The organism is Mucilaginibacter sp., from assembly GCF_036568825.1.
Classification (GTDB): Bacteria; Bacteroidota; Bacteroidia; order Sphingobacteriales; family Sphingobacteriaceae; genus Mucilaginibacter.
Genome location: NZ_DATCRU010000093.1, coordinates 16002 through 37579, shown reverse-complemented (window position 1 = coordinate 37579; position 21578 = coordinate 16002). Strand labels below are relative to the sequence as shown.

At 41.8% G+C, this 21578-nt stretch carries 19 protein-coding genes and 2 tRNA genes; 16 read left to right on the top strand and 5 right to left on the bottom strand.

The features are described from left to right. Positions 1-65 precede the first annotated feature (65 nt). From VIM89_RS20400 to VIM89_RS20365, 8 genes are all read left to right on the top strand, one after another. Positions 66-683 (top strand): hypothetical protein, encoded by a 618-nt coding sequence (locus tag VIM89_RS20400; RefSeq protein ID WP_488158034.1) that lies wholly within the window; start codon positions 66-68, stop codon positions 681-683. A 114-nt stretch (positions 684-797) separates the two neighbouring features. Further along, on the top strand, positions 798-1574 hold the full coding sequence (locus tag VIM89_RS20395) for a PASTA domain-containing protein (RefSeq protein WP_488158033.1): 777 nt from the start codon (positions 798-800) through the stop codon (positions 1572-1574). Further along, positions 1571-1888, top strand: coding sequence for a rhodanese-like domain-containing protein (locus VIM89_RS20390; RefSeq protein WP_488158032.1), 318 nt, complete (start codon positions 1571-1573; stop codon positions 1886-1888). The genes VIM89_RS20395 and VIM89_RS20390 overlap by 4 nt, the downstream gene beginning before the upstream one ends. Before the next feature lies 1 nt (position 1889). Beyond that, entirely contained in the window at positions 1890-2939 is a 1050-nt protein-coding gene (mltG, locus tag VIM89_RS20385; RefSeq protein WP_488158031.1) for an endolytic transglycosylase MltG, read from the top strand. Further along, positions 2939-3346 carry an acyl-CoA thioesterase gene (locus VIM89_RS20380; protein WP_488158030.1) on the top strand — a complete coding sequence of 136 codons (408 nt, stop codon included), beginning with the start codon at positions 2939-2941 and terminating at the stop codon, positions 3344-3346. Before mltG ends, VIM89_RS20380 begins: the two co-directional genes overlap by 1 nt. An 11-nt stretch (positions 3347-3357) precedes the next feature. Further along, positions 3358-4338, top strand: coding sequence for a YihY/virulence factor BrkB family protein (locus VIM89_RS20375; RefSeq protein ID WP_488158029.1), 981 nt, complete (start codon positions 3358-3360; stop codon positions 4336-4338). An 88-nt stretch (positions 4339-4426) separates the two neighbouring features. Continuing rightward, positions 4427-4511 (top strand) — tRNA-Ser (locus VIM89_RS20370). Between the two features lie 193 nt (positions 4512-4704). Then, a complete protein-coding gene (locus tag VIM89_RS20365) occupies positions 4705-5307 on the top strand; it encodes a peroxiredoxin (protein ID WP_488158028.1) in 603 nt (200 codons plus the stop codon). Here the strand turns inward: VIM89_RS20365 and VIM89_RS20360 are convergent. Then, a complete protein-coding gene (locus VIM89_RS20360) occupies positions 5274-6413 on the bottom strand; it encodes an alpha/beta fold hydrolase (protein ID WP_488158027.1) in 1140 nt (379 codons plus the stop codon). The two genes, VIM89_RS20365 and VIM89_RS20360, sit on opposite strands and share 34 nt — an antisense overlap. Positions 6414-6681: 268 nt before the next feature. Here VIM89_RS20360 and VIM89_RS20355 point away from each other — a divergent pair, with 268 nt between their 5' ends. Then, on the top strand, positions 6682-7110 hold the full coding sequence (locus VIM89_RS20355) for a VOC family protein (RefSeq protein WP_488158026.1): 429 nt from the start codon (positions 6682-6684) through the stop codon (positions 7108-7110). A 198-nt stretch (positions 7111-7308) separates the two neighbouring features. Continuing rightward, positions 7309-8442, top strand: coding sequence for a family 20 glycosylhydrolase (locus VIM89_RS20350; RefSeq protein ID WP_488158025.1), 1134 nt, complete (start codon positions 7309-7311; stop codon positions 8440-8442). Positions 8443-8632: 190 nt separating this feature from the next. On the opposite strand, the gene VIM89_RS20345 is transcribed toward VIM89_RS20350, so the two are convergent. Genes VIM89_RS20345 through VIM89_RS20330 form a run of 4 tightly spaced genes read right to left on the bottom strand, consistent with a single transcriptional unit; the run spans position 8633 to position 15631 of the window. Beyond that, positions 8633-10792, bottom strand: coding sequence for a c-type cytochrome domain-containing protein (locus VIM89_RS20345; protein ID WP_488158024.1), 2160 nt, complete (start codon positions 10790-10792; stop codon positions 8633-8635). A gap of 18 nt (positions 10793-10810) precedes the next feature. Further along, positions 10811-11836: an NHL repeat-containing protein gene (locus tag VIM89_RS20340; protein WP_488158023.1), complete on the bottom strand. Its 1026-nt coding sequence runs from the start codon at positions 11834-11836 to the stop codon at positions 10811-10813. 13 nt (positions 11837-11849) lie between these two features. After that, positions 11850-13307 carry a DUF1501 domain-containing protein gene (locus VIM89_RS20335; RefSeq protein WP_488158022.1) on the bottom strand — a complete coding sequence of 486 codons (1458 nt, stop codon included), beginning with the start codon at positions 13305-13307 and terminating at the stop codon, positions 11850-11852. 2 nt (positions 13308-13309) lie between these two features. Further along, positions 13310-15631 carry a PSD1 and planctomycete cytochrome C domain-containing protein gene (locus VIM89_RS20330; RefSeq protein ID WP_488158021.1) on the bottom strand — a complete coding sequence of 774 codons (2322 nt, stop codon included), beginning with the start codon at positions 15629-15631 and terminating at the stop codon, positions 13310-13312. Positions 15632-15918: 287 nt separating this feature from the next. Between VIM89_RS20330 and VIM89_RS20325 the strand changes: the two genes are divergently transcribed. The 6 genes from VIM89_RS20325 (at position 15919) to VIM89_RS20300 (ending at position 21578) form a co-directional block, all read left to right on the top strand. Then, a tRNA-Ser gene (locus tag VIM89_RS20325) sits at positions 15919-16005 on the top strand. 272 nt (positions 16006-16277) lie between these two features. Continuing rightward, entirely contained in the window at positions 16278-16664 is a 387-nt protein-coding gene (locus VIM89_RS20320) for a MarR family winged helix-turn-helix transcriptional regulator (protein WP_488158020.1), read from the top strand. A gap of 14 nt (positions 16665-16678) precedes the next feature. Further along, complete coding sequence (gene ppsA / locus VIM89_RS20315; RefSeq protein ID WP_488158019.1) at positions 16679-19288, top strand: phosphoenolpyruvate synthase; 2610 nt, start codon at positions 16679-16681, stop codon at positions 19286-19288. Positions 19289-19333: 45 nt separating this feature from the next. Further along, positions 19334-19705, top strand: a complete 372-nt coding sequence (locus tag VIM89_RS20310) for a VOC family protein (RefSeq protein WP_488158018.1) — start codon at positions 19334-19336, stop codon at positions 19703-19705. An 8-nt stretch (positions 19706-19713) separates the two neighbouring features. Continuing rightward, positions 19714-20115: a tRNA (N6-threonylcarbamoyladenosine(37)-N6)-methyltransferase TrmO gene (gene tsaA / locus VIM89_RS20305; protein WP_488158017.1), complete on the top strand. Its 402-nt coding sequence runs from the start codon at positions 19714-19716 to the stop codon at positions 20113-20115. 125 nt (positions 20116-20240) lie between these two features. Beyond that, the gene (locus tag VIM89_RS20300) at positions 20241-21578 is read left to right on the top strand and encodes a BamA/TamA family outer membrane protein (RefSeq protein ID WP_488158016.1); all 1338 of its coding nucleotides are present in this window, start codon (positions 20241-20243) and stop codon (positions 21576-21578) included.

Below are 21578 nucleotides of genomic sequence, written 5' to 3'. Positions count from 1 at the left end.
AAACGATAAAAACCTGTATCCGTACAATTAGGTGATCTCACTATCTTAAAACTAAAACGCCCCAAGTGACTAATAAAGAATATAAATTTTGTCTTGAAGCCGACAGGTTAATAGCCAGAAGACCCCCCATAACTTTAAAAAGAAAAATAAAATCATTCTTCACACCGGACTATATCGAAGACTTTATGATTGCATTGCGTAAAGTTGAATATTTGAATGGCAAACCGGGAATACTCAACAAAATTGCACGCATTTTTGCTAAAAATAAATTTAACAGGCTAAGTGTAAAATTGGGGTTTTCTATTGCACCCCATGTTTTCGGGCCCGGTTTATATATACCACATTATGGTACAATCGTAGTAAATGGCAACGCCAGAGTGGGCGCCAATTGCGTTCTGCATACATCAACCTGCATAGCAGGCTCAGAACCTAAAAAACTGGGCGATAATTTATATATATCTACAGGCGTTATCATATCGGGTAATACCAATATTCCGAATAATGTAACCATAAGTGCTAATTCGCTGGTTAATAAATCAGTTACTGAGAGCGATGTTTTAATTGGCGGAACTCCTGCAAAGGTGATCAAATCAAGACCGGCCTGGTATGAGTGTGACGATCATGAAGAGTTTTTAGCAGCTATAAAAGAAATAAATGAATTGCGTAAAAGAATGCTTGGGTAGTTTTTGACAATAATGCAATTATATTAACGTCTATAAATATAAATCGAAGCAAAAGTCGAAATAATAATCTATGTTTGATAGTTGAATACGCATTGAATATCCTGATAAATTCAAATGAGCAAATTTACAGCTTACTTAAAAACCAAATCATTCCGCAATACCATTATCTCAGCCATTCTTGTCTCTATCGTTATTGTCTTAATAGCTTTTTACAGTCTTGACTATTATACACGACATGGCTCTGGTATACTTGTTCCAAAGGTTATGAATATGCCGATAGATAAGGCACTCAGCACTTTGAAAGATCAAGGCTTTGGTGTCAGCATCGATTCGGTATATGTTTTAGATCAGGCACCGGGCACTGTAATTGAACAGGACCCTGATGCAGGCACAAATGTGAAAGATGGCCGTATGATCTACCTGAAAATCGTAAAAAATCAAGCGCCAAATGTGGCTTTACCTGATATTATAGATGCACCTTATATATCTGCCGAAGCAACACTTTCCAACTATGGCCTAAAGATTGGTGATACAACCTATGCACCAGACATTGCCCGCAACCACGTGCTTCAGGTTAAATTTGCAGGCCAGACTATACAGGCGGGAACCAAAATTCCTAAGGGCTCAAAAGTGGATTTGGTATTAGGCGATGGCTCGGGCGCAAGCGAAGTAGAAATACCAGACCTGATTAACCAGGATCTGGATGCAGCTAGGTTTGTATTAAAACAAAGTGGTGTCGTACTCGGTACAATTACCTATCAAGGTACTATTACCGACTCAACCAATCTCATTATAGTATCGCAAATGCCTGCTAAAACTGACTCTGTAACAAAAGTACCTAATGGCACACGCATCAACGTAACAGTTACGCAGGGCAAAAAAACACAATGAGAGATATCGATGCCAAGGAAGTGTTTGCACGCCTGCAAAATGGCGAGCATCTGAACCTGCTTGATGTGCGCAGTGAGATGGAATACTACACCTTTAACATCGGCGGAAAAAATATCCCCCTGCCTGATCTTCTGGAAAATCTGCACGACCTGGAATGGAATAAAGACGACGAGATCATCGTTATCTGCAAGGTTGGTTTGCGCAGCGCTACGGCCCAATCAATTTTAGAGTTGAAAGGTTACAAAAATATCAGAAATTTGACCGGCGGTTTGATCGCCTGGCAAAAAATTAACCCCAATAATTTACCATTATAAAATGGAAGAGCAAAAGAAATCAAGTTCTGTCAAAAAGTATATCATAGCATTTGTTGTCATTATTATTCTCGCACTGGGAGGCACAGGTTTATTTTATTACTTAAAGTATTTCGGTGCCAACGTGACCGACAAACAGGAATACCTTTACATCCACACCGGAGCCACCTACCAGGATGTATATAAAACCATTAAAGATGAAGGAATAGTTAAAGACACAACCAGCTTTAACTGGGCTGCTCAGAATATGAAATATACTACCCGCGTCAAACCGGGACGATATCATTTGGTAAGTGGTATGAGCAACCGCAGACTGATCAATATGCTGGCATCCGGTACGCAGGAGCCGGTTACTCTTAATTTTCATAATCTGAGGTTGAAAGAAGAATTTGCAGGTTTTGTATCTAAGAAAATCGAACCAGATTCAACCTCGATCATCCGTCTGCTGGATTCAACTGAATTCTTAAAACAATATGGCTTTACACCGGATAATGTGTATGCCATGTTTATCCCGAATACTTACCAATTATATTGGAACAATACACCTGAAAAGTTTTTCAAGCGGATGTATGCCAATTATGAAAAGTTCTGGACATCTGAGCGCAAGCAAAAAGCTGATGCATTGGGATTGTCTCCTATCCAGGTGTCAATTTTAGCTTCGATAACTGATGCGGAAGCATTGCATGATGATGAAATGCCTACAATTGCAGGACTGTATCTGAACCGCCTGAAAAAAGGCATGAAGCTGGAATCGGACCCAACTGTGATCTTCGCAAAGCAAGACTTTACTATAAAACGTGTATTGAATAAATATCTGTCATTCGACTCGCCTTACAATACCTATCTGCACACTGGTTTGCCTCCGGGTCCTATTATGATGCCTTCGGTAAATGCCTTAAATTCTGTGCTCGATTACAAAAAGACCGACTACATTTATATGTGCGCCAAAGCCGACTTTTCAGGCTATCATGCTTTTGCTACCAACGTAGCCGATCATTTGGTTAATGCCCATAAATTCCAGCAGGCCCTTAACGAACGCAACATCAAAAAGTAATGTTTGAATATACTACCAAAGTTCGGGTAAGGTACGGCGAAACCGACCAGATGGGCTACATGTACTATGGTAATTATGCCGAATTTTATGAAGTGGGCCGCGTTGAAATGCTGCGCAGCCTCGGCATGACTTACAGCGGAATGGAAGCTTCCGGTGTTATGATGCCGGTGTTAGAAATGAACTGCAAATACCTGAAGCCTGCCCTGTATGATGAAGAGATCAGCATAAAAGTGATCATGAATAAAATGCCGGGGGTTAAGATCCATTTCAGGTACGAGCTGTACAATCCGGGTGGCGAACTGATCAATATCGGAGAAACATCGCTGGTGTTTGTGAACATGAAAACCAATCGCCCATGCATGGCGCCACAAGATTTTCGTGATAAGTTGAAGCCATTTTTTCAGTAGATTTGGCTTAGATGGAATGGTTGCACCGCTTTTTACGACGGTTTGTCTTCTACAGGTACTTGATTGAATGTACCAAGTATATAGCCTTTCCTGGATTCAAACCCATATCTTTTTACACCGTAGCCGTTTTCTTTTTCAGTGAAATAAAGCAGGGAAAATTAGCCAACCAGGCATCATCGCTGGCTTACAACTTTATGCTGGCCTTGTTTCCTGCTACTATTTTTGTGTTCACGCTGATCCCTTACATCCCTATCAGGCATTTCCAGGATAACCTGGTTCACATAATGGCTGACATAATGCCGCGAAATGCATACCTGGCTTTCCAGGATGCTATTACTGAAATAATCAAAAAGAAAAGCGGTGGCCTTTCTTCCTTTGGTTTCCTGACCACCATGTTTTTTGCCACTAATGGTGTTAGCAGGCTGATGCAGGCTTTTAATAAATCATCATTGGTAAAAGAAACCAGGAGCTATGTTCACAGGCGTTGGGTGGCGCTGGTGCTTACTATGATGATTTGCTTCTCCATGTTTATTGCAGTAGGCATCATGATAGCCGGGCATAAGATACTGATATTCCTGCAGCACCATTTTTATAGTAAGGCCCACGGCTGGTTTATCGCAATTGCGTTGTTAAAATGGATCATAGTGATCTCCATATTTTTTGTGACAGTATCTATTTTATACCGCTACGGTCCGGCACATAAACAAAAGTGGAAATTTCTCAGTCCGGGTTCAGTTCTAGCTACCAGCCTGGCAGTTCTGACCTCATTAGGATTTACTTTTTATATCAATAATTTCTCCTCTTATAACAAAATATATGGATCCATCGGCACACTTATCGTGATGATGATATGGCTGTATCTAAACTCGCTTATCATCTTAATTGGTTTCGAACTTAACGCCAGTATAGAGCTTTGCAAGCGAAGTATTAAGATCGTTAAACCCAAGTTCAACACTTTTCGCACCACTAAAACAGAGAAAATCAACCATTAACAATTTAACAATCAATTGCTTATCAATTTATTTAAAAAAACTTAACATCAAATTTGCCAATTCACCCCGGTTTTGTACTTTTGCCCCCGGAGAGATGGCAGAGTGGTCGATTGCGGCGGTCTTGAAAACCGTTGACTGTTAAAGGTCCGGGGGTTCGAATCCCTCTCTCTCCGCCGAAAAAACTAATGCCTCGCATATGCGGGGTATTTTTGTTTTATAGAAACAATAAATACACCATTCTCTACACGAATATTCAACAGTTGCCCAACTGATAGCCACCGTAAAATTTTTATAACATATAGCTAATTCTCTGCAGACTATCGTAAATTTGATAACAACATCATTAATCAAATAACACCATCCGCCATGATCAAGAAATATTATTGCTTATCGCTTTTAATTTTCAGCCTTTCACTTCTTGTAAGCCAGTCTGGCTTTGCCCAATCAAAGATGTTGGCAAAAGGAGATGCAGCGCCGGTATTTAACGCCAAGGCCAGCCAGGCCGGCAGTGAATTTGATTTTTCATTGAAAAAAGCACTTGACAAAGGACCCGTTGTTGTGTACTTCTACCCTTCTGCCTATACAGGCGGCTGTGATGCAGAAGCACATGCCTTTGCCGAATCTAAGGATAAATTTACCGCGGCAGGAGCTACCATTATCGGTGTATCTGCAGACGATATTCAGCGGCTGAATGCATTCTCTTCCGATCCTAATTACTGTGCAGGCAAGTTCGCTGTGGCATCAGACCCCGACGGCAAAATTGCAGCGACATACGGCTTGACTATGGGAGCTGCAAGATCCGGAATTAAAGACGTACGCGGCCAGGATCTGACACACGGTTTCATCCCGCGAACTACTTTTGTCATCGGTAAGGACGGCAAAATCATAGCAGTATTTTCATCACAAACCGATCATATTTCACCCGCCGACCATGTTCAAAAATCGCTGGACATTGTAAAGGGGTTATAATTGACAGGGTTTATTTTATAATGTGTGCCGGATTGGCTCGCAGCAAGCAATTCCTTTAAATAATTGCCCCAGATAGCGGGAAGGGAATTAGTGCCATGTCCTTGTGTTTTATCGGTTATCGGCAGTAAAATATACCGGCCTTTTGGTACCTTTTTAATTTCCTGTTCCATTATCCCTAACTCAGGAGGATTGATCTGGTCATCTGCAGAGTTAATCGCGAAGAGCGGAGCTTTTATCTTATCAAGATATGGCGATGGATCATAATTTCGTGATGCCTCCAATTGATAGATCAGGTCATTGGCATCCATTTTAGCATAGCCTTTTTGCATTGCGGCAACCAGGTCATCGGCTTGCTGCCGTGTAGGGGCCTTTTTCTGTAGTTGCAGCGGGCTACTTCCCATAAAAAACAAGGAAGACCCCGCCCCCATCAACCCCTGAACAGGAGAAGTGGTATATTCGCCGCCTTTCCATTCAGGGTCGGCTTCAATTAAATTAATGGCCATTTTGCGCATCATCCGGTTACGACCCGCCAAAGAAACAGGTAAACTGGCCAATGGCAGCAAGGCGTCTGAAAAGCCCGGGTATTGGTAGCCAAACATCCAGGTATGCATGCCCCCCATTGAAGTGCCTGTGGTTAAGCGTAAATGATTAACACCCAGGTGTTCGGTTAACAGACGGTAATAAATAAGCACCATATCGTCATAAGTATATTTAGGGAATTTCATGTGCAAACCATCACTCGGTTTGCTCGATTTGCCATGCCCCACACCATCGGGTAAAATGATGTAATATTTATTGGCATCCAAAAGCTGCCCCTTACCAAAAAGAACTCCTGCAAATTGGCTATTTAAAAAACCGCGACTGTTGCTCCCTGTACCATGCATAATCAGCACAGCATTGGTTACAGTGCCATTTTGATCTTTTAAAGGTTTACCAAAAGTGATATAATGGATTTTTAATTGCGGCAATGTGGTTTCGCCGCTTTGAAAAGGAAAATTGTTGATCAGAAAATATCCATCAACTTTATTTGGGTAATCCTTCTGTGCAAAAGCAATTGTGCTGATGAACAGGATCTGAATTAATATGGCTATAGTTATCTTTTTCATTAGCAAAACTTTATTTAACTAAATCAATTCTGCAGGCTCCACATTTTGACCATAGTTGGCATCCGCGACACCCTTTTACAAAAGAAATTACTTTGTAATTCAAGGTTATATAAGTCATCCTATATTTCAAAGTATTTTATGAAGATTTATTGGTTGACTTCAATTAGGGTAACTTCTCACACTATCCACAAAGTCGAACAAATTTCCTTGACAGGTCATCAAAAGCTGTCTAACTTTATTGTAATTATTAATCACAAAACTATCTATTATGAGCATGAATCCAGTTGTCCATTTTGAAATGGGCTATTTCGACCGCGAGCGAATGAAGAAATTTTATCAGGGGGCTTTTGACTGGCAACTCCAGCAAATGGGTCCCGAGATGGGTAATTATGTCCTTGCCCATACCACGGAGATGGACGAGAACGGCATGGTAAAAACTCCGGGCACCATAAACGGAGGTTTTTATGAAAAAACAGACAATCCGCTTTCACATGCGCCGTCTGTTGTAATTGCCGTGCAGGATATACACCAGTCAATGGAGGCTGTGAAAGCTACCGGCGGCAAGATACTTGGCGCTATGGACGAAAACGGTGCCCCAAGCATGGAGCCGATGATGATACCGGGCGTAGGGCTCTGGATATCCATCGAGGACACTGAAGGCAACCGTGTAAGCATTTTACAGCCGAATCCAAGGTAAATTAAAGTTTGAATATTGAAACACTGAGCCGGGAATCATGATTTCCGGCTTTTTTATATCTATCTCCTTTCAGCAGTGGCTCCTGCGACGTCAAGACCGTAACTTCCTTTTCCCACACAAATATTACTTTTCAATCGCTATAAGTTTAATTAACTTGTACAGCGTAATTCTAAACCATAACCATCTAATTATAAACCAATGAAAAAATATAGCTACCTGCTTCTGCTCTTTATCTGCTTATTGAGCACCAAATTATTTGCACAGCAAACTCAGCCAGACAGCAACTATGTTGTCAGAGGGTTTGCCATTGCTGCTCCTAAACCAAGCGGACTAGATGACTTTGTTAAATTCATTAATGAAGAATTGGCACCACGCAAAATAAACACGCTGATCCTTCGGGTAGATTTTAACTATAGTTATAAAAGTCACCCCGAGCTTCGAGATTCCGCAGCATTGACTAAAGGCGATGTGAAAAAGATTGTAGAGGCGTGCAAGAAGAACAATATTGCTATCATACCGCAGATCAACCTTCTGGGACATCAGTCATGGGCGCATAAGCTGAACAAGCTGCTGGAAAAGTATCCCGAATTTGATGAAACCCCTTGGGTAAAAATGCCCGCTACTGCTGCAGAGTATAAATGGCCAAATGCCGATAACCTATATTGCAAAAGCTACTGTCCGCTTCATCCGGGTGTACATAAAATAGTGTTCGACCTGGTAGATGAAGCAATGGAAGTATTCGAAGCAAACGCCTTTCATGCTGGCATGGATGAAGTATTTTATCTGGCTGATGATAAATGCCCGCGTTGTGGTGGCCGTGATAAAGCGGTGATCTTTGCCAATGAAGTACAACTGATCCGCGATCATCTGGCAGAAAAAGGAAAAGAATTATGGATATGGGGCGATAGATTGATCGACGGTCGCGCTACCGGCATTGGAATGTGGGCTGCAAGCTATAATGATACCTACCGCGCTATCGATATGATACCACGAGACGTGGTAATCTGCGATTGGCAATATGACCGCGATAACCAAACTGCCGTTTACTTTGCATTAAAAGGTCTTCGTGTAGTAACCTGTGCCTGGAACCGTCCGGAGGTAGCAGTGAGCCAGGTAGAAGATCTTTATCGCTCACGCAGTTTATCCGTTACCCCAATGCGTGGTCGTTTTTATGGTATTGCTGAAACTATATGGTCGCCATCAGTACAGTTTCTGAAAGAGTATTATAATAAGGATGCAGCTCAAGCTAAACAAAACTCTCAAAGCAATGCTTTCAGAGCGTTATTTGATAAGATGGGTGAGTTGGATCAATTGGCTGCCGCAACTAAGTAACCAAAGTTTCTCAACCACTCCAAAAACTCCGTGTCATTTCGACGAACAGCATGGGACAAGAGCAGTGCCGTGAGGAGAAATCCTATACAAGCGGCTCTCAGACATTGCAGCACGTAGAAGATTTCTCTTCGGCCCAATTCACTACTCCTCCCTGGCTCATCGAAATGACAAAAGTTTTAAGTTTACGGTACTAATTAACAAACACCTCATCAACGAATACCCAGGATGGTTTTCCTTTTGCGGGATGCCATTCTGGTAATTTATAAATAGGCTTCGCTACGAATTTTATACAGGTGATGGGTTCGCTCTCATGGAGTTTGCATACTAAAGGTTGTAAAATATCCGGATCGCCTTTCTTTTGAGGCCCGGTTGTTAAAGTACCAATAGCTTTTAAATGTTGCATATCGGTACCACCCCAAACTTCTACCTCCGTTGGTAAAAATATCTGGCTGCCAATCATCTTCAGACAATTTAAGGTCAGTGTATGTGGCTTTACCGGATTCTTGAAGTAGAGCATCAATTCCATGTCAGTTTGTGTACCTAACCATTTATTGTTTCCGAAGTTCATGCCACCCAATTCGCCATCGGTTAATGTGCTGGCGCCGTCAGCCTGGTAACGTTCGTTAACCGGTTTAATCAGGGAGATACTATCAGGCTTAAACGTATTTTTATAAAAAGTATAACTGACCACATCACTGCCATACCAACCTGTTTTATAAGCTTTAGCCTTGATGATGGTGTTATCGCTGATCATAATACCTGGCTTATATAAGGCTGATTTGATGCTATCCGGATCTTTTCCATCAGTAGTATAGCGTATGTCGACTCCTTTAATCGGGTTTGTAACTACCAATTGAACAGGTTTACTAAAAACAAATGCTGTATTTTTCACCTGCGGTGGGATCAGCTTCATTGGCTTGCCATCATCCTTAAAACCCTCTATAAGCGCGATCTTCTTATTTGAATTTTGAAATGTCTGCAATTCTTGTGCGGTTAAACCAGTATTCCAAAGTACCAGCTCTTTTAAGCTTTTTAATGACTTGAGTTGATCCAAGGTTTGGACGGTCAATTTAGTTCCGGCCAGCGACAGCGAACGCAGATATTTTAGCGATGACAGGTCTTTTAAAGTATTCCCTGTAATGTCTGAGAAATTAAGATTTAATATGCGGAGATTTTCAAATTTGGCGATTGTTTTAAGGTCGCCATCTTTCACCGGCATCTTGTTCAAGTCGATTGACACTACCTGTTTTTTGATCCCGTTTAGTTCATCAAGTACTTTAGTGTTGTAGGTAGATTTATTGTAAATATTCACAGCCAAAGCCGGTGAACCATTTGCTAATTCGTAAATAACGCGATAATTATTATTGAGTTTTTTGACCTCTTTTTCATCTGCTGCTGCAAAATCGTACTGCTCTTCTGATGCTTCAGCAGGTTTCAGAAATATCGCAGCTGCCATACGTAATGAGTCAGTTGCTGGCAGATCAACGACCTTCTTTTTGAAGTCAGCGTTTTCTTTTATCCATTGATAAAGTACATTCATTTCTGCAGCGGTCAGTTGTGGTTTGCCAGATGGAGGCATATGTTTCTTTTCTTCCTCAGGTAAATGAATTCGCTGCAATAACAAACTTACCTGCGGTTGACCAGGTACAAACAACTTCCCTGACTTCCCTCCTTTTAAAACTGATTTTTCATCGATGAGCATTAGTCCGCCCTTCAACTTATCAGGGTTGTGACACGCAATACATTTAGTCTCAAATATCGGTTGAACCACGTCACGATAAACCAATGCCTGATCGATGGGGACTTGCGGACGTGAGCTTTTCATTACCGGCCCCAATACAAAGTTATCGCCATGAGTAATATTCGCGCCATAATGTCCTGCGATCATCAGGAAACAAACCGTAGCAACAGCTCCAGACTGTGCTACAAGTGGCTTATACCATGACGCATTTCGCAACCAGTAAATAGCACTTGATATCAATACGATACATACACCAAACCATTTGTGCCATTGCACGCTGTTGCTATCATATCCGGGCTCCCGGGCGAGGAAAAGGCCCATAATAGCCGTTACCGCTGCCAATAAAGCCCCTGAGAGCAACAAAACAGTCGTGAATTCATCATACAGCTTTTCGTTTGCAAATGCTGATCTGAAACGAAAAAATTCCATCAGCATCGCCAGGATTAGCAGAACAATGGGAAAATGGAGGATCATCGGGTGAAGACGGCCTACAGGCTGCAGCCATACAGGTATCACCAGGTTACCCCCGGCAAGCACCAAAACGATTATGAAAATATTCAGCGCAAATAACAAATTACCTGCAATACCCTTGTAACTGTTTTTTATCATCTAGCGGGTAGCAAATAATTAAACACGAGTAAATTTATACGGATACACTTTACCTGATGCCCACTGCGCAACGTAAAGGTTCTCGTCGTCATCCACGCAAACATCATGCGGGTTAAGGAATATCTTCTCGGCCTGAGCCATTGGCTGCAACACACCATCTTTATAAACCGGTTCGGTGCCTCCTAAATTGGATACTACCTTATTGTTCTTATCAAGGATAGTTGTAAACCCAGAATTCTCTTTGCCCAAATCTGGTGAACGCAATACTGCTGCATACAAATGATCACCCTTTATTACAGGCCTGCAAACGCAAGCTCCCGGCAATTTGATCACTTCCAGCAATTTACCATCCATACTGAATCGCTTAAAGCAATTGCGGGTACGGTCGGTAACCAATAATGTTGGAGTTCCATTACGACGATCCATTAAAATGCCATGTGCATTATCCAGATGCTCATCGCCATCACCACGACCACCGAAGTAGTTTTTGATCTTCCCGTCTTTATCATAATGAATAACATATTGTGAACCATAGCCATCAGCAATAAAAAAGTCTCCATTCTTATCCACAGTAGTTTCGGTCGGGATAAAGTCTTCTGGTTTTTTGTAAACTCCTGTTTCCAATGGCACATCAATAGTCATTAATATTTTTCCATCAATGGTGGTTTTATATACCTGATGCTTTACCGTGTCAGTGATGAATAGAAACTCTGTGCCATTCTCATTAACTAATGTCAGACCATGTGCGCCGGGAAATTCATGCCCCCAGGTATCCAGCAGCTTGCCTGATTTATTATAGATCAGCACGTTATTCTTAGTCTCATTGGTGAGCAACAATATCCTGCCCTTTTTATCCTGAACCATTTCGTGGCAATCGTTCACAGGGTTAATATTCGGGTCGGCTTTACTCCATTTGTTATCCATACGGTAACGCATATTGCCATGACCGTAAATAGGGCCGTTATCCTTTGCCAACAGATCCTTTGCAATAAAAAAGCTTGCCGAAACAATTGCTGATGTCTTTATAAAACTTCTTCTTTCCATGATCTCTAAATTTTTAGGAAATAATATCTCTTACCACATTTCCGGCTACATCGGTGAGCCTGTATCTTCTGCCTAAGCTCTTATAGGTCAATTTGGTATGATCGATGCCCAATTGGTTCAACACTGTCGCATGAAAATCATGCACATGTACCGGATTCTTAACAATGTTGTAGCCAAAATCATCGGTCTCACCATAAACTATGCCCGGCGTAATACCTCCGCCAGCCATCCAAATACTAAAGCAGCGTGGATGATGGTCGCGGCCATAATTTTTCTTCTCCAGCTTACCCTGGCTGTAATTGGTACGGCCAAATTCGCCACCCCAGATTACCAGTGTTTCATCTAGTAAACCACGTTGCTTCAGATCAGTTACCAATGCTGCCGATGCCTGGTCAACGTCTTTCGCCTGTCCCGCCATTTCCATTGGAAGATTGGAGTGCTGATCCCATCCCTGGTGATACAACTGCACAAACCGCACACCATTCTCAGAAAGTTTTCTTGCCAGCAAACAATTAGCAGCATAAGTACCAGGCACCAAACATTCGGGGCCATAAAGTTTTACAATATCGTCTGACTCTTTAGAAACATCCATGATCTCCGGTACAGCCGTCTGCATCCGGTACGCCATTTCATATTGCTTTATTTTGGTGGTGATCTCCGGGTCCTGGAATTCTTTGTAGGAAAGTTCATTTAGCTCAGATAACTTGTCCAGCATCTTTCGACGCTCGTGTCTGTTTAGGCCTTCCGGGTCATTCAGATAAAGTACCGGGTTTTCGCTGCTGCTGAACAATACGCCCTGGTGTATGGAATCAAGGAAGCCATTGCTCCAAAGCTTAGAATATACTCCCTGACCATTGCCCTTACCTTTTGATAAAAGTACAGTAAATGCAGGTAGATTCTTATTCTCACTGCCCAAGCCATAGCTCACCCACGATCCCATGCTCGGTCTGTTGCCCTGCTGCGCGCCTGTCTGAAAGAACGTAAGCGCCGGATCGTGGTTAATAGCTTCTGTATAAATTGTTTTGACGATACAGATATCGTCGGCAATACTACCAATATGCGGGAATAGGTCACTTACCCAAGCACCAGATTTTCCATATTGTTTGAAATCATAATAGGAACCAGCCAGAGGAAAGGATTTCTGCAAAGCTGTCATCCCTGTCAATATCTGTCCGCCACGAACTGAAGGCGGTAGTTCCTGACCAAACATTTCGCGCAGCTTCGGCTTATAGTCGAAAGATTCCAGTTGCGAAGGCGCACCATCCTGAAAAAGATAGATCACCCGTTTGGCCTTCGGTGCAAAATTCGGTATGCCGGGAATAAAATCAGCCCCATTATCACTATTGAGACCGGATAACAGATCAGGAATCAATAATGACCCCAACGCCACACTGCCTAGCCCCAAACTCAGCCTCGACAGAAACTTGCGCCTGTTGATACTGAGACCATGCTCCAAAAATTCTTTTTCCATAATCAGGTTTTAGTAATGGCTTCCTCTAAGTTATATATCGTATCGATCACTTTCATCATCGCAGCCAGGTTAATTTTATCCATATTGGCCGGTATAGGGTATTCCCCCACCGCTAACAATTTCTCTGCATCTTTTTTATTCATCGATTTCAACTGATCCTGATAATAGGACGTCAAAATGCTCATCTCCTTATCAGTTGGTTTACGACAAAGGATCCTCCTGAATGCTGTATAAATTTTATCCTTCGGCTGACTATTACCCTGCAACATCTTCTGCGCCAATACCCTTGCCGATTCCAGCATGGTCGGATCATTCATCATTTCAAGCGCTTGCAGCGGAGTATTTGTACGCAATCGCTGTACTTCACACTGATCGCGATTGCTGGCATCAAAAATGGCCATCTCAACAGGTGGCGAGGTGCGCTTTATCAGTGTGTACATACCCCGACGATATAAATTCGGTCCATGTACCTGACGGTAACTTGCCAATTGTCCCCGGCCGGATGTAGTACTTTCCCACAAACCCGGCGGTTGGTATGGGTTGACGCTCGGCCCTCCTATTGTTTTGTTCAACAAACCACTGCTCGCTAAAACCATATCCCTGATAAACTCAGCAGGGAGTCGGTTTCGAGGCCCCCGGGAAAGTAAAATATTATCCGGATCATTTTTCAGTTTATCAGGAGCAACCACTGCCGACTGCCTGTAAGTGGCCGACATAACGATCTGTTTTACCATTCGCTTCATATCCCATCCATGTGTTTTGAAATCGACTGCCAACCAGTCGAGCAATTCAGGATTAGAAGGCAGCTCGCCCTGCATACCAAAATCGCCCAGAGTTTTTACTATACCCCTGCCAAAGAATTCCTCCCATAACTGGTTAACATAAACTCTTGCGGTTAATGGATTTTTATCATCAAAAACCCAGTCGGCCAGACCAAGCCTGTTCTTAGGATAAGCGCTGTTAAATGGCAGAATGGCTTTCGGTGTACCCGGAAATACCTCGTCGCCATGTGTATCGTAGTTTCCGCGTTTTAATATGTAGGTCTTTCTGTAAGCTTCACTATCCCCCATTACTGACACAATGAGTTTGCCGGTATCCATCTTATTTACAAATTTCAATATGCCTTTTGCATCCTCATTGCTGATCTGCATCATCGGCCGCTTGGCATAAGTTTCAGGACCGCCAACTGTCGATTGCAAACCAGGTTCCTTTACGCTATTGAAGAATGAAAACATTTGGTAGTATTCCTTTTGTGAAAAAGGATCAAACTTATGGTCGTGACAATGGGCACATTCCAGCGTTACACCCATTAAAGCTTTACCAAATGTATTTGTACGGTCAGTTACATAATTTACACGGTATTCTTCATCAATAACGCCACCTTCTTCGGTGATCTTATGATTACGATTAAAACCTGTGGCCAATAATTGCTCTTTGGTATGATTCGGGATCAGATCGCCCGCTAGTTGCCAGGTAATAAAATCTTTGTAAGAAAGATTCTCATTATAAGCATGTATCACCCAGTCGCGCCATGGCCATTGCGTACGGTAGTTGTCATCCTGGTAACCGTGCGAATCAGCATACCGGGCAATATCCAGCCAATGCAGCGCCATCTTCTCACCATATTGCGGACGAGCCATTAGCTCGTCTACCATTTTTTCATAAGCATTCGGACTATTATCGGCCAGGAAGCGATCCATTAAAGCTACATCAGGCGGTAAGCCATTCAGATCAAAGCTTAGGCGTTTTAATAGTCTCTCTTTATCTGCTTCAGGATTGGGTTTAAAGCCTTTTTGCTCCTGTTTGTGTAATACAAAATAGTCGATGGTATTTTTAGGCCACGATTTATCTTCTACTTCAGGAACCTGTGGCAATTTTGGAGGAACAAATGCCCAGTGCTTTTCATATTTGGCGCCTTGTTTTATCCACTTTTTGATCAGCTTTACTTCGTATGGAGTCAAAGGCTTTAGGTTTGATTTCTGCGAGGGCATCATTTCGCTCGAATCCGTGGTAGTGATCCTGCGATACAGCTCTGAAGCATCAGGGTCCCCTGGTACAAGAGCATGTTTATCGGGCTCGTCCTTTAACGCAGCATAAGCACTTTCCTGGATATCAAGCCTTAAATTAGCCTGGCGTTTATTCGCATCGGGGCCGTGGCATTTAAAGCATTTATCGGATAAGATGGGTCTGATGTTAAAGTTATAGCTCACCACATCAGGTATTTCTTCGGCAGCAACAGAGCTTTCAGATGTGTTGTGACAAGCGTTAAGACTAATGATCGCACCAATAAAAAAAATCGCTACACAAATTACAGCTAAACGCATTTTGGGTCTATAAATGGTTTTAATTGCGAAAAACTAATTTAAAATTACTCAATATCTATGCAGAATTGTGCAGGAATTATTACACATTATTCCAATAGTTTAATAACTGGTTATACAATTTTCGTGAAATAAATGCTAAATAAAATGGATAATTCAGCACAGTAAATGGACTATATTATCATTTATTGTACCGAACTTCTAAAAGAGAGCAAAAAAACCGAGGCTCTAAGTAAAAACTCTGGCTATAACTCAGCAAGATTTTATTTATTTTTGAAGCCCATTTAAACGGAGAGATGTCAGAGCGGTTCAATGTGCCTGATTCGAAATCAGGTGTACTGTAACAGGTACCGGGGGTTCGAATCCCTCTCTCTCCGCCTTCGGTCACCGAAGCGGGCTACGGCGGATGAAATCCGTCAATTGCTTGCGAAGGTAAGCTTCGCCCACCTTCGTTTAAACGAAGGCGGGCTCTTTGTTTATAATCCTCCTTTTAGATTTTATTATTTTAATCAAATTACAAATTATTTGGATGTATTGCAGCTTGAATTTATCTTTGCAACTAAGATACTTATTTAATAAGATTATGAATAGTGAGTTGATAACCCAAATAAGGAGACTGAGTCAGCATTACGCATACACTTCCATCCAGATGCATGAAACTGTTGCCCGAAAAGCAGGATTTTCAGGAACAGATCATAAATACCTGGGATTTTTATTGCAAAGAGGGCAAATGACAGCAGGTGAACTGGCAAATTTAACTGGCTTGACGACAGGTGCAGTCACAGGTTTAATAGACCGCTTTGAAAAGAAAAAATTGGTCAAAAGACAGTTTGCTAAGGATGATAGGCGGAAGGTTTTCATCGTACCGGACTCTGAAAAGATAATGGCATTGTTAGAGCCGCTTTACAAAGAATTCCGGAACAATTCGGAAAAACTGATTGCTTCATTTCCGGAAAAGGAACTCAAAACTCTTGAAGCCTACTTTTCAAAAGCAATTGAAATAATGGATGTGACAATCAATAGACTCAAAGACTAATAATTGAATAAAATATGAGTACCAGCACACTTGGTTTTCAGGAAATTGATGAAACAAAACTGGCATTGGTCGGAGGAAAAGGCGCCAATCTCGGGGAATTATGCAGAATTGAGGGTATTCAGGTACCTGATGGTTTTTGCATTACAACGAAAGTATACAAGGAAATTATTGAGGGTAACGAAGAGTTTAACTTCCTCCTCGATCAATTATCGGTTTTCAAAGCAGATGACCGGAAAGGAATCAGCGAGATCAGTGCAAAAATTCGGACGTTAATAGAAGGGACATCAGTTTCCAGGGATGTAATAGAGGAAATAACTGATCACCTCTCAAAACTTGGTGAACAAGATGCTTTTGCAGTACGATCGAGTGCTACAGCTGAGGACTTGCCAACAGCATCTTTTGCCGGGCAACAGGATACCTATCTTAATGTTATCGGAAAAGATGATATCTTGAAGCACATCAGCAAATGCTGGGCTTCTCTGTTTACAGATCGTGCGGTAATCTACCGGATGCAAAACGAATTTGACCATCACCAGGTTTCTTTATCTGTCATCATTCAAAAGATGATTTTCCCACAGGCTTCGGGGATTTTATTTACGGCTGATCCGGTTACCTCTAATAGAAAAGTGTCATCCATTGATGCTGGTTTTGGTCTTGGCGAGGCTTTGGTATCGGGTGTAGTAAGCGCAGATAATTATAAAGTACGTAATGGTGAAATCGTCGATAAAATAATAGCAACTAAAAAACTGGCCATACATGGTTTAAAGGAAGGCGGAACAGAAACAAAGCAGCTCGCTCCTGATCAGCAAATAGTCCAAACACTTACTGACGAACAAATTTTACAACTGACACAAATTGGCAGACAGATCGAATCTCATTTTAGCTCACCGCAAGATATTGAATGGTGCCTGGCCGATGGTATATTTTATATTGTCCAAAGCCGACCTATTACTACCCTATACCCTATACCAGAGGCTCATGATAATGAAAACCATGTTTATATATCTGTCGGCCATCAGCAAATGATGACCGATGCTATGAAGCCACTGGGATTATCTTTATGGCAGTTAACCGCAGCCCGACCCATGTTTAAAGCAGGAGGCAGATTGTTTGTTGATGTTGGGCCAATGCTAGTCTCCCCGGTCAGCAGAAAAACTATAATAGACGTGATGGGCGAACATGATCCGTTGATAAAGGATGCGCTCGTGTCGTTAACGGAGCGGGAGGATTTTATAACAACGACGAGTGATAAAAAAGAATCTATACCTGTTAAAAGTAGCAAAGGAAAATCTTTCGCAGATATTATGGCTCAGATCGAAAACTCCCCCACTGTGGCTGCCGAACTGATCAAACACAGCGAAACCGCAATGGAAGAGCTAAAGCAAAATATCCAAACCAAAACAGGGACAGATCTATTTGATTTTATCCTGGAAGACGGGCAGTCAAGAAGAAGTCTATTTGCCGGGCAAAATATGGCTGCAATTATAGCTGCTGTAGATGCAACTACATGGATCAACGAAAACATGAAAGAATGGCTTGGAGAAAAAAATGTGGCCGACGCGCTTTCTCAATCTGCTCCCAATAACATTACCTCAGAAATGGGATTGGATTTACTGGACGTAGCCGATGTGATTCGCCCTTACCCGGAAGTAATTGAGTATTTGCAACATACAAAAGACGATAACTTTTTGGATGAACTACTAAAGTTTCAAGGTGGACAAGAAGTGCATGATGCCATTAATATTTATCTTAATAAATATGGGATGCGCTGTGCAGGTGAAATCGACATTACCAAAACGCGTTGGAGCGAAAAACCCACAAAGTTAATCCCTATGATCCTTAACAATATCAAAAACTTTGAGCAGGATGAATCCAAACACAAATTTGAGCAGGGACGGCAGGCCGCATTAAAAAAAGAACAAGAGTTATTGGAGCGATTAAGCCTCTTGCCTGACGGTGAGCAAAAAGTGCAGGAAACAAAACAAATGATCCATTTACTCCGGAATTTCGTCGGCTATCGGGAATATCCAAAGTATGGCATTGTTAGCCGGTCTTTGGTTTATAAGCAGGCTTTATTGAAAGAAGCGGAAAAACTTGTGCAAGCGAACATCATTCGTGAAAAGGAAGATGTCTACTATCTGACTTTTGAAGAATTTCGTGAAGTAGTACAAACACAAAAACCGGATTATCAGCTCATCAATAAACGTAAAGAAGAACACAAATTCAATGAAAAGCTAACTCCGCCCCGAGTTATTACTTCTAATGGAGAAATCATTACAGGTAAATACAAGCGTGAATATCTGCCAATTGATGTTATCGTTGGCCTGCCTGTTTCCTCCGGCATTATAGAAGGACGAGCACGTGTCATTTTAAATATGGAAAATGCTGACCTTGAAGATGGAGATATATTGGTCACTACATTCACCGACCCTAGCTGGACACCATTATTTGTATCAATAAAAGGTTTGATCACTGAAGTCGGTGGACTAATGACGCATGGAGCAGTCATAGCCCGCGAATATGGCTTACCGGCCGTTGTCGGGGTAGAAAATGCTACCAAATTGATCAAAGACGGACAAAGGATCCGGGTAAACGGGACAGACGGATATATAGAGATATTATAAGTAGATATTAAATTGTATCTTAGTAAAACATCATCAATTCTTACTATGAAACATCAGGCCAAATCGATTCGACCATTTATTGGAGCTAAGGATTTCGATCTTTCAAGAAGCTTTTATCGTGATATGGGCTTTGAAGAATTCGTTATCTCTCCTAATATGTCTCTTTTTAAAATCAATGAACTGGGATTTTATCTGCAAAATGGATATGTAAAAGATTGGGTCGACAATACGATGGTGTTTATCGAGGTTGATGATGCCGACAGGTATTTTAAAGAATTGTCGGCCTTAAATCTGAAGGAGAAATATGAAAATATCAGACTGACTCCGGTTCGGGTAGACTATTGGGGTAAAGAATGCTTTATCCATGATCCATCAGGCATTCTTTGGCACTTCGGCGAGTTCTTTAAAAACAAATAGACCTCTTTATGAACACCATCTTACAACACATAGGCACAATTAGCTCAGAACTAAAAAGTATAGATGATTGCCCGCGGCAGGCTGATGAAAATGCGCCTGAAGCATCGATAATAATTTATCCTGAATTTGCTGAGGGCATTAGGGATATAAAACCCGGCGATGAAATATTGTTGCTCACCTGGCTGCACGTGGGCGACAGAACAGTTTTACAAACCAGGCCAAGAAACAATCCTAATGCGCCGCTTACCGGTATATTTTCAACCCGTTCGCCTGACAGGCCCAATCCTATTGGTATCCATTCTGTAAAAGTTACTTCAGTAGCAGATGATGAGATTAAAGTAGATGGTCTTGAGGTGCTTGATCAAACGCCGGTGATTGACATTAAGCCCATTTGGAATACAAAAATTTGAAGGTAATTGCCCCTAATGAGCGTGGCGCTGATATGCTTCTAAAAACATTTGATTAATGTATCGGTTTAAATCCTTAACAAGGATTTTATTAAAAAACTGATACATTAATTATTTACATCTTGTCTGTGCGATATCACTACATCTCCAAAAATAAGTTACCCCTTAAATTATTAATACTGATTTTCTTTGTAAGTGCCCTATCGTTTGCTCATGCCCAGGTTAATGCGCCAACCGATTCACTTAAGGCTGATTCTTTACGCATTAAAAACAATAAAGCACATAATCCATCATATAACCTCAGTAATCAATATGATTTTGGAGATTTAACACGAAATATTTTTCACCCGCATAAAAAACCGGATACTTTGCACAAAGGTTCAGGAATTACTGTTGTACCTAACGTTGCAGCCAATCCAACCATAGGCGGTCAATTGGGCATCAAGGCGGTGGCAGGCAGAAGACTTGGGGATGATCCAAAAACATTATTATCCGTCGGTGCTACTTCAGCATCGGTTACAACCAAGGGGATATTATATTTCTACATCAATCATAATGTTTTTACACCGGGCAATACCTGGAATTTCCAGGGCAACATTGTAGCCTCAAGAAGTATTACTCCGGATCACGGATTAGGCATAGGTAATGGTATTAGTAATGGCAACACTACCGACAACGTTCTGGCAGATCCAACACATAAAGGCTATGCTATCCACTCTCAATACTATAATTTTCGGGAAAAAGCATACAAAGAGGTGACCGAAAATCTTTTTGTAGGAGCAGGTTTGTCATTTGAGATCAGGCGTAGAATTGAAAATCCGGACACTGTTAATAACGCCACACCTTATAGCGTTTACAATAACCGGCATGGATTTGCGCAGGATCATTATGCAGCGAATGGCTTTCTTTTCAATATTGAGTACACCACCCGGGATAACCCCAATAGGGCTTATAAAGGCATTTATTTCGACGCAGGTATCCGCATCAATCAAACATGGATAGGCAGTTCGAAGAATGCGATTCAGTTTACCACTGATTTAAGGAAATACATAAGCTTATCTGAAGAATATCCGGAAATGGTGCTGGCACTATGGAACTGGGGTTCCTACTTGGCTAGTGGTGCCATCCCCTATCTTGAGCTACCTGGTACAGGGCGTGATGGCTCATTCAGAAGCGGCCGGGGATATACGGCGCAATACTTTAAAGGCACGCAGTTTAATGATACAGAAGCTGAATTCCGGTTCCCTATATTAAATAATAAATTCATTAGCGGCGTTGTATTTGGCAATATGCAAACCGCTAATGACGAACATGGCACCAAATTATTCCAGGTATTTCAGCCTGGCGGCGGAGCAGGTTTAAGGGTACTGTTTAACAAAGCCACACGTACCAACCTGGCATTAGATTATGCCTGGGGTAAATTCGGGAATAAAGGATTCTTCCTCAATCTGAACGAAGCTTTTTAA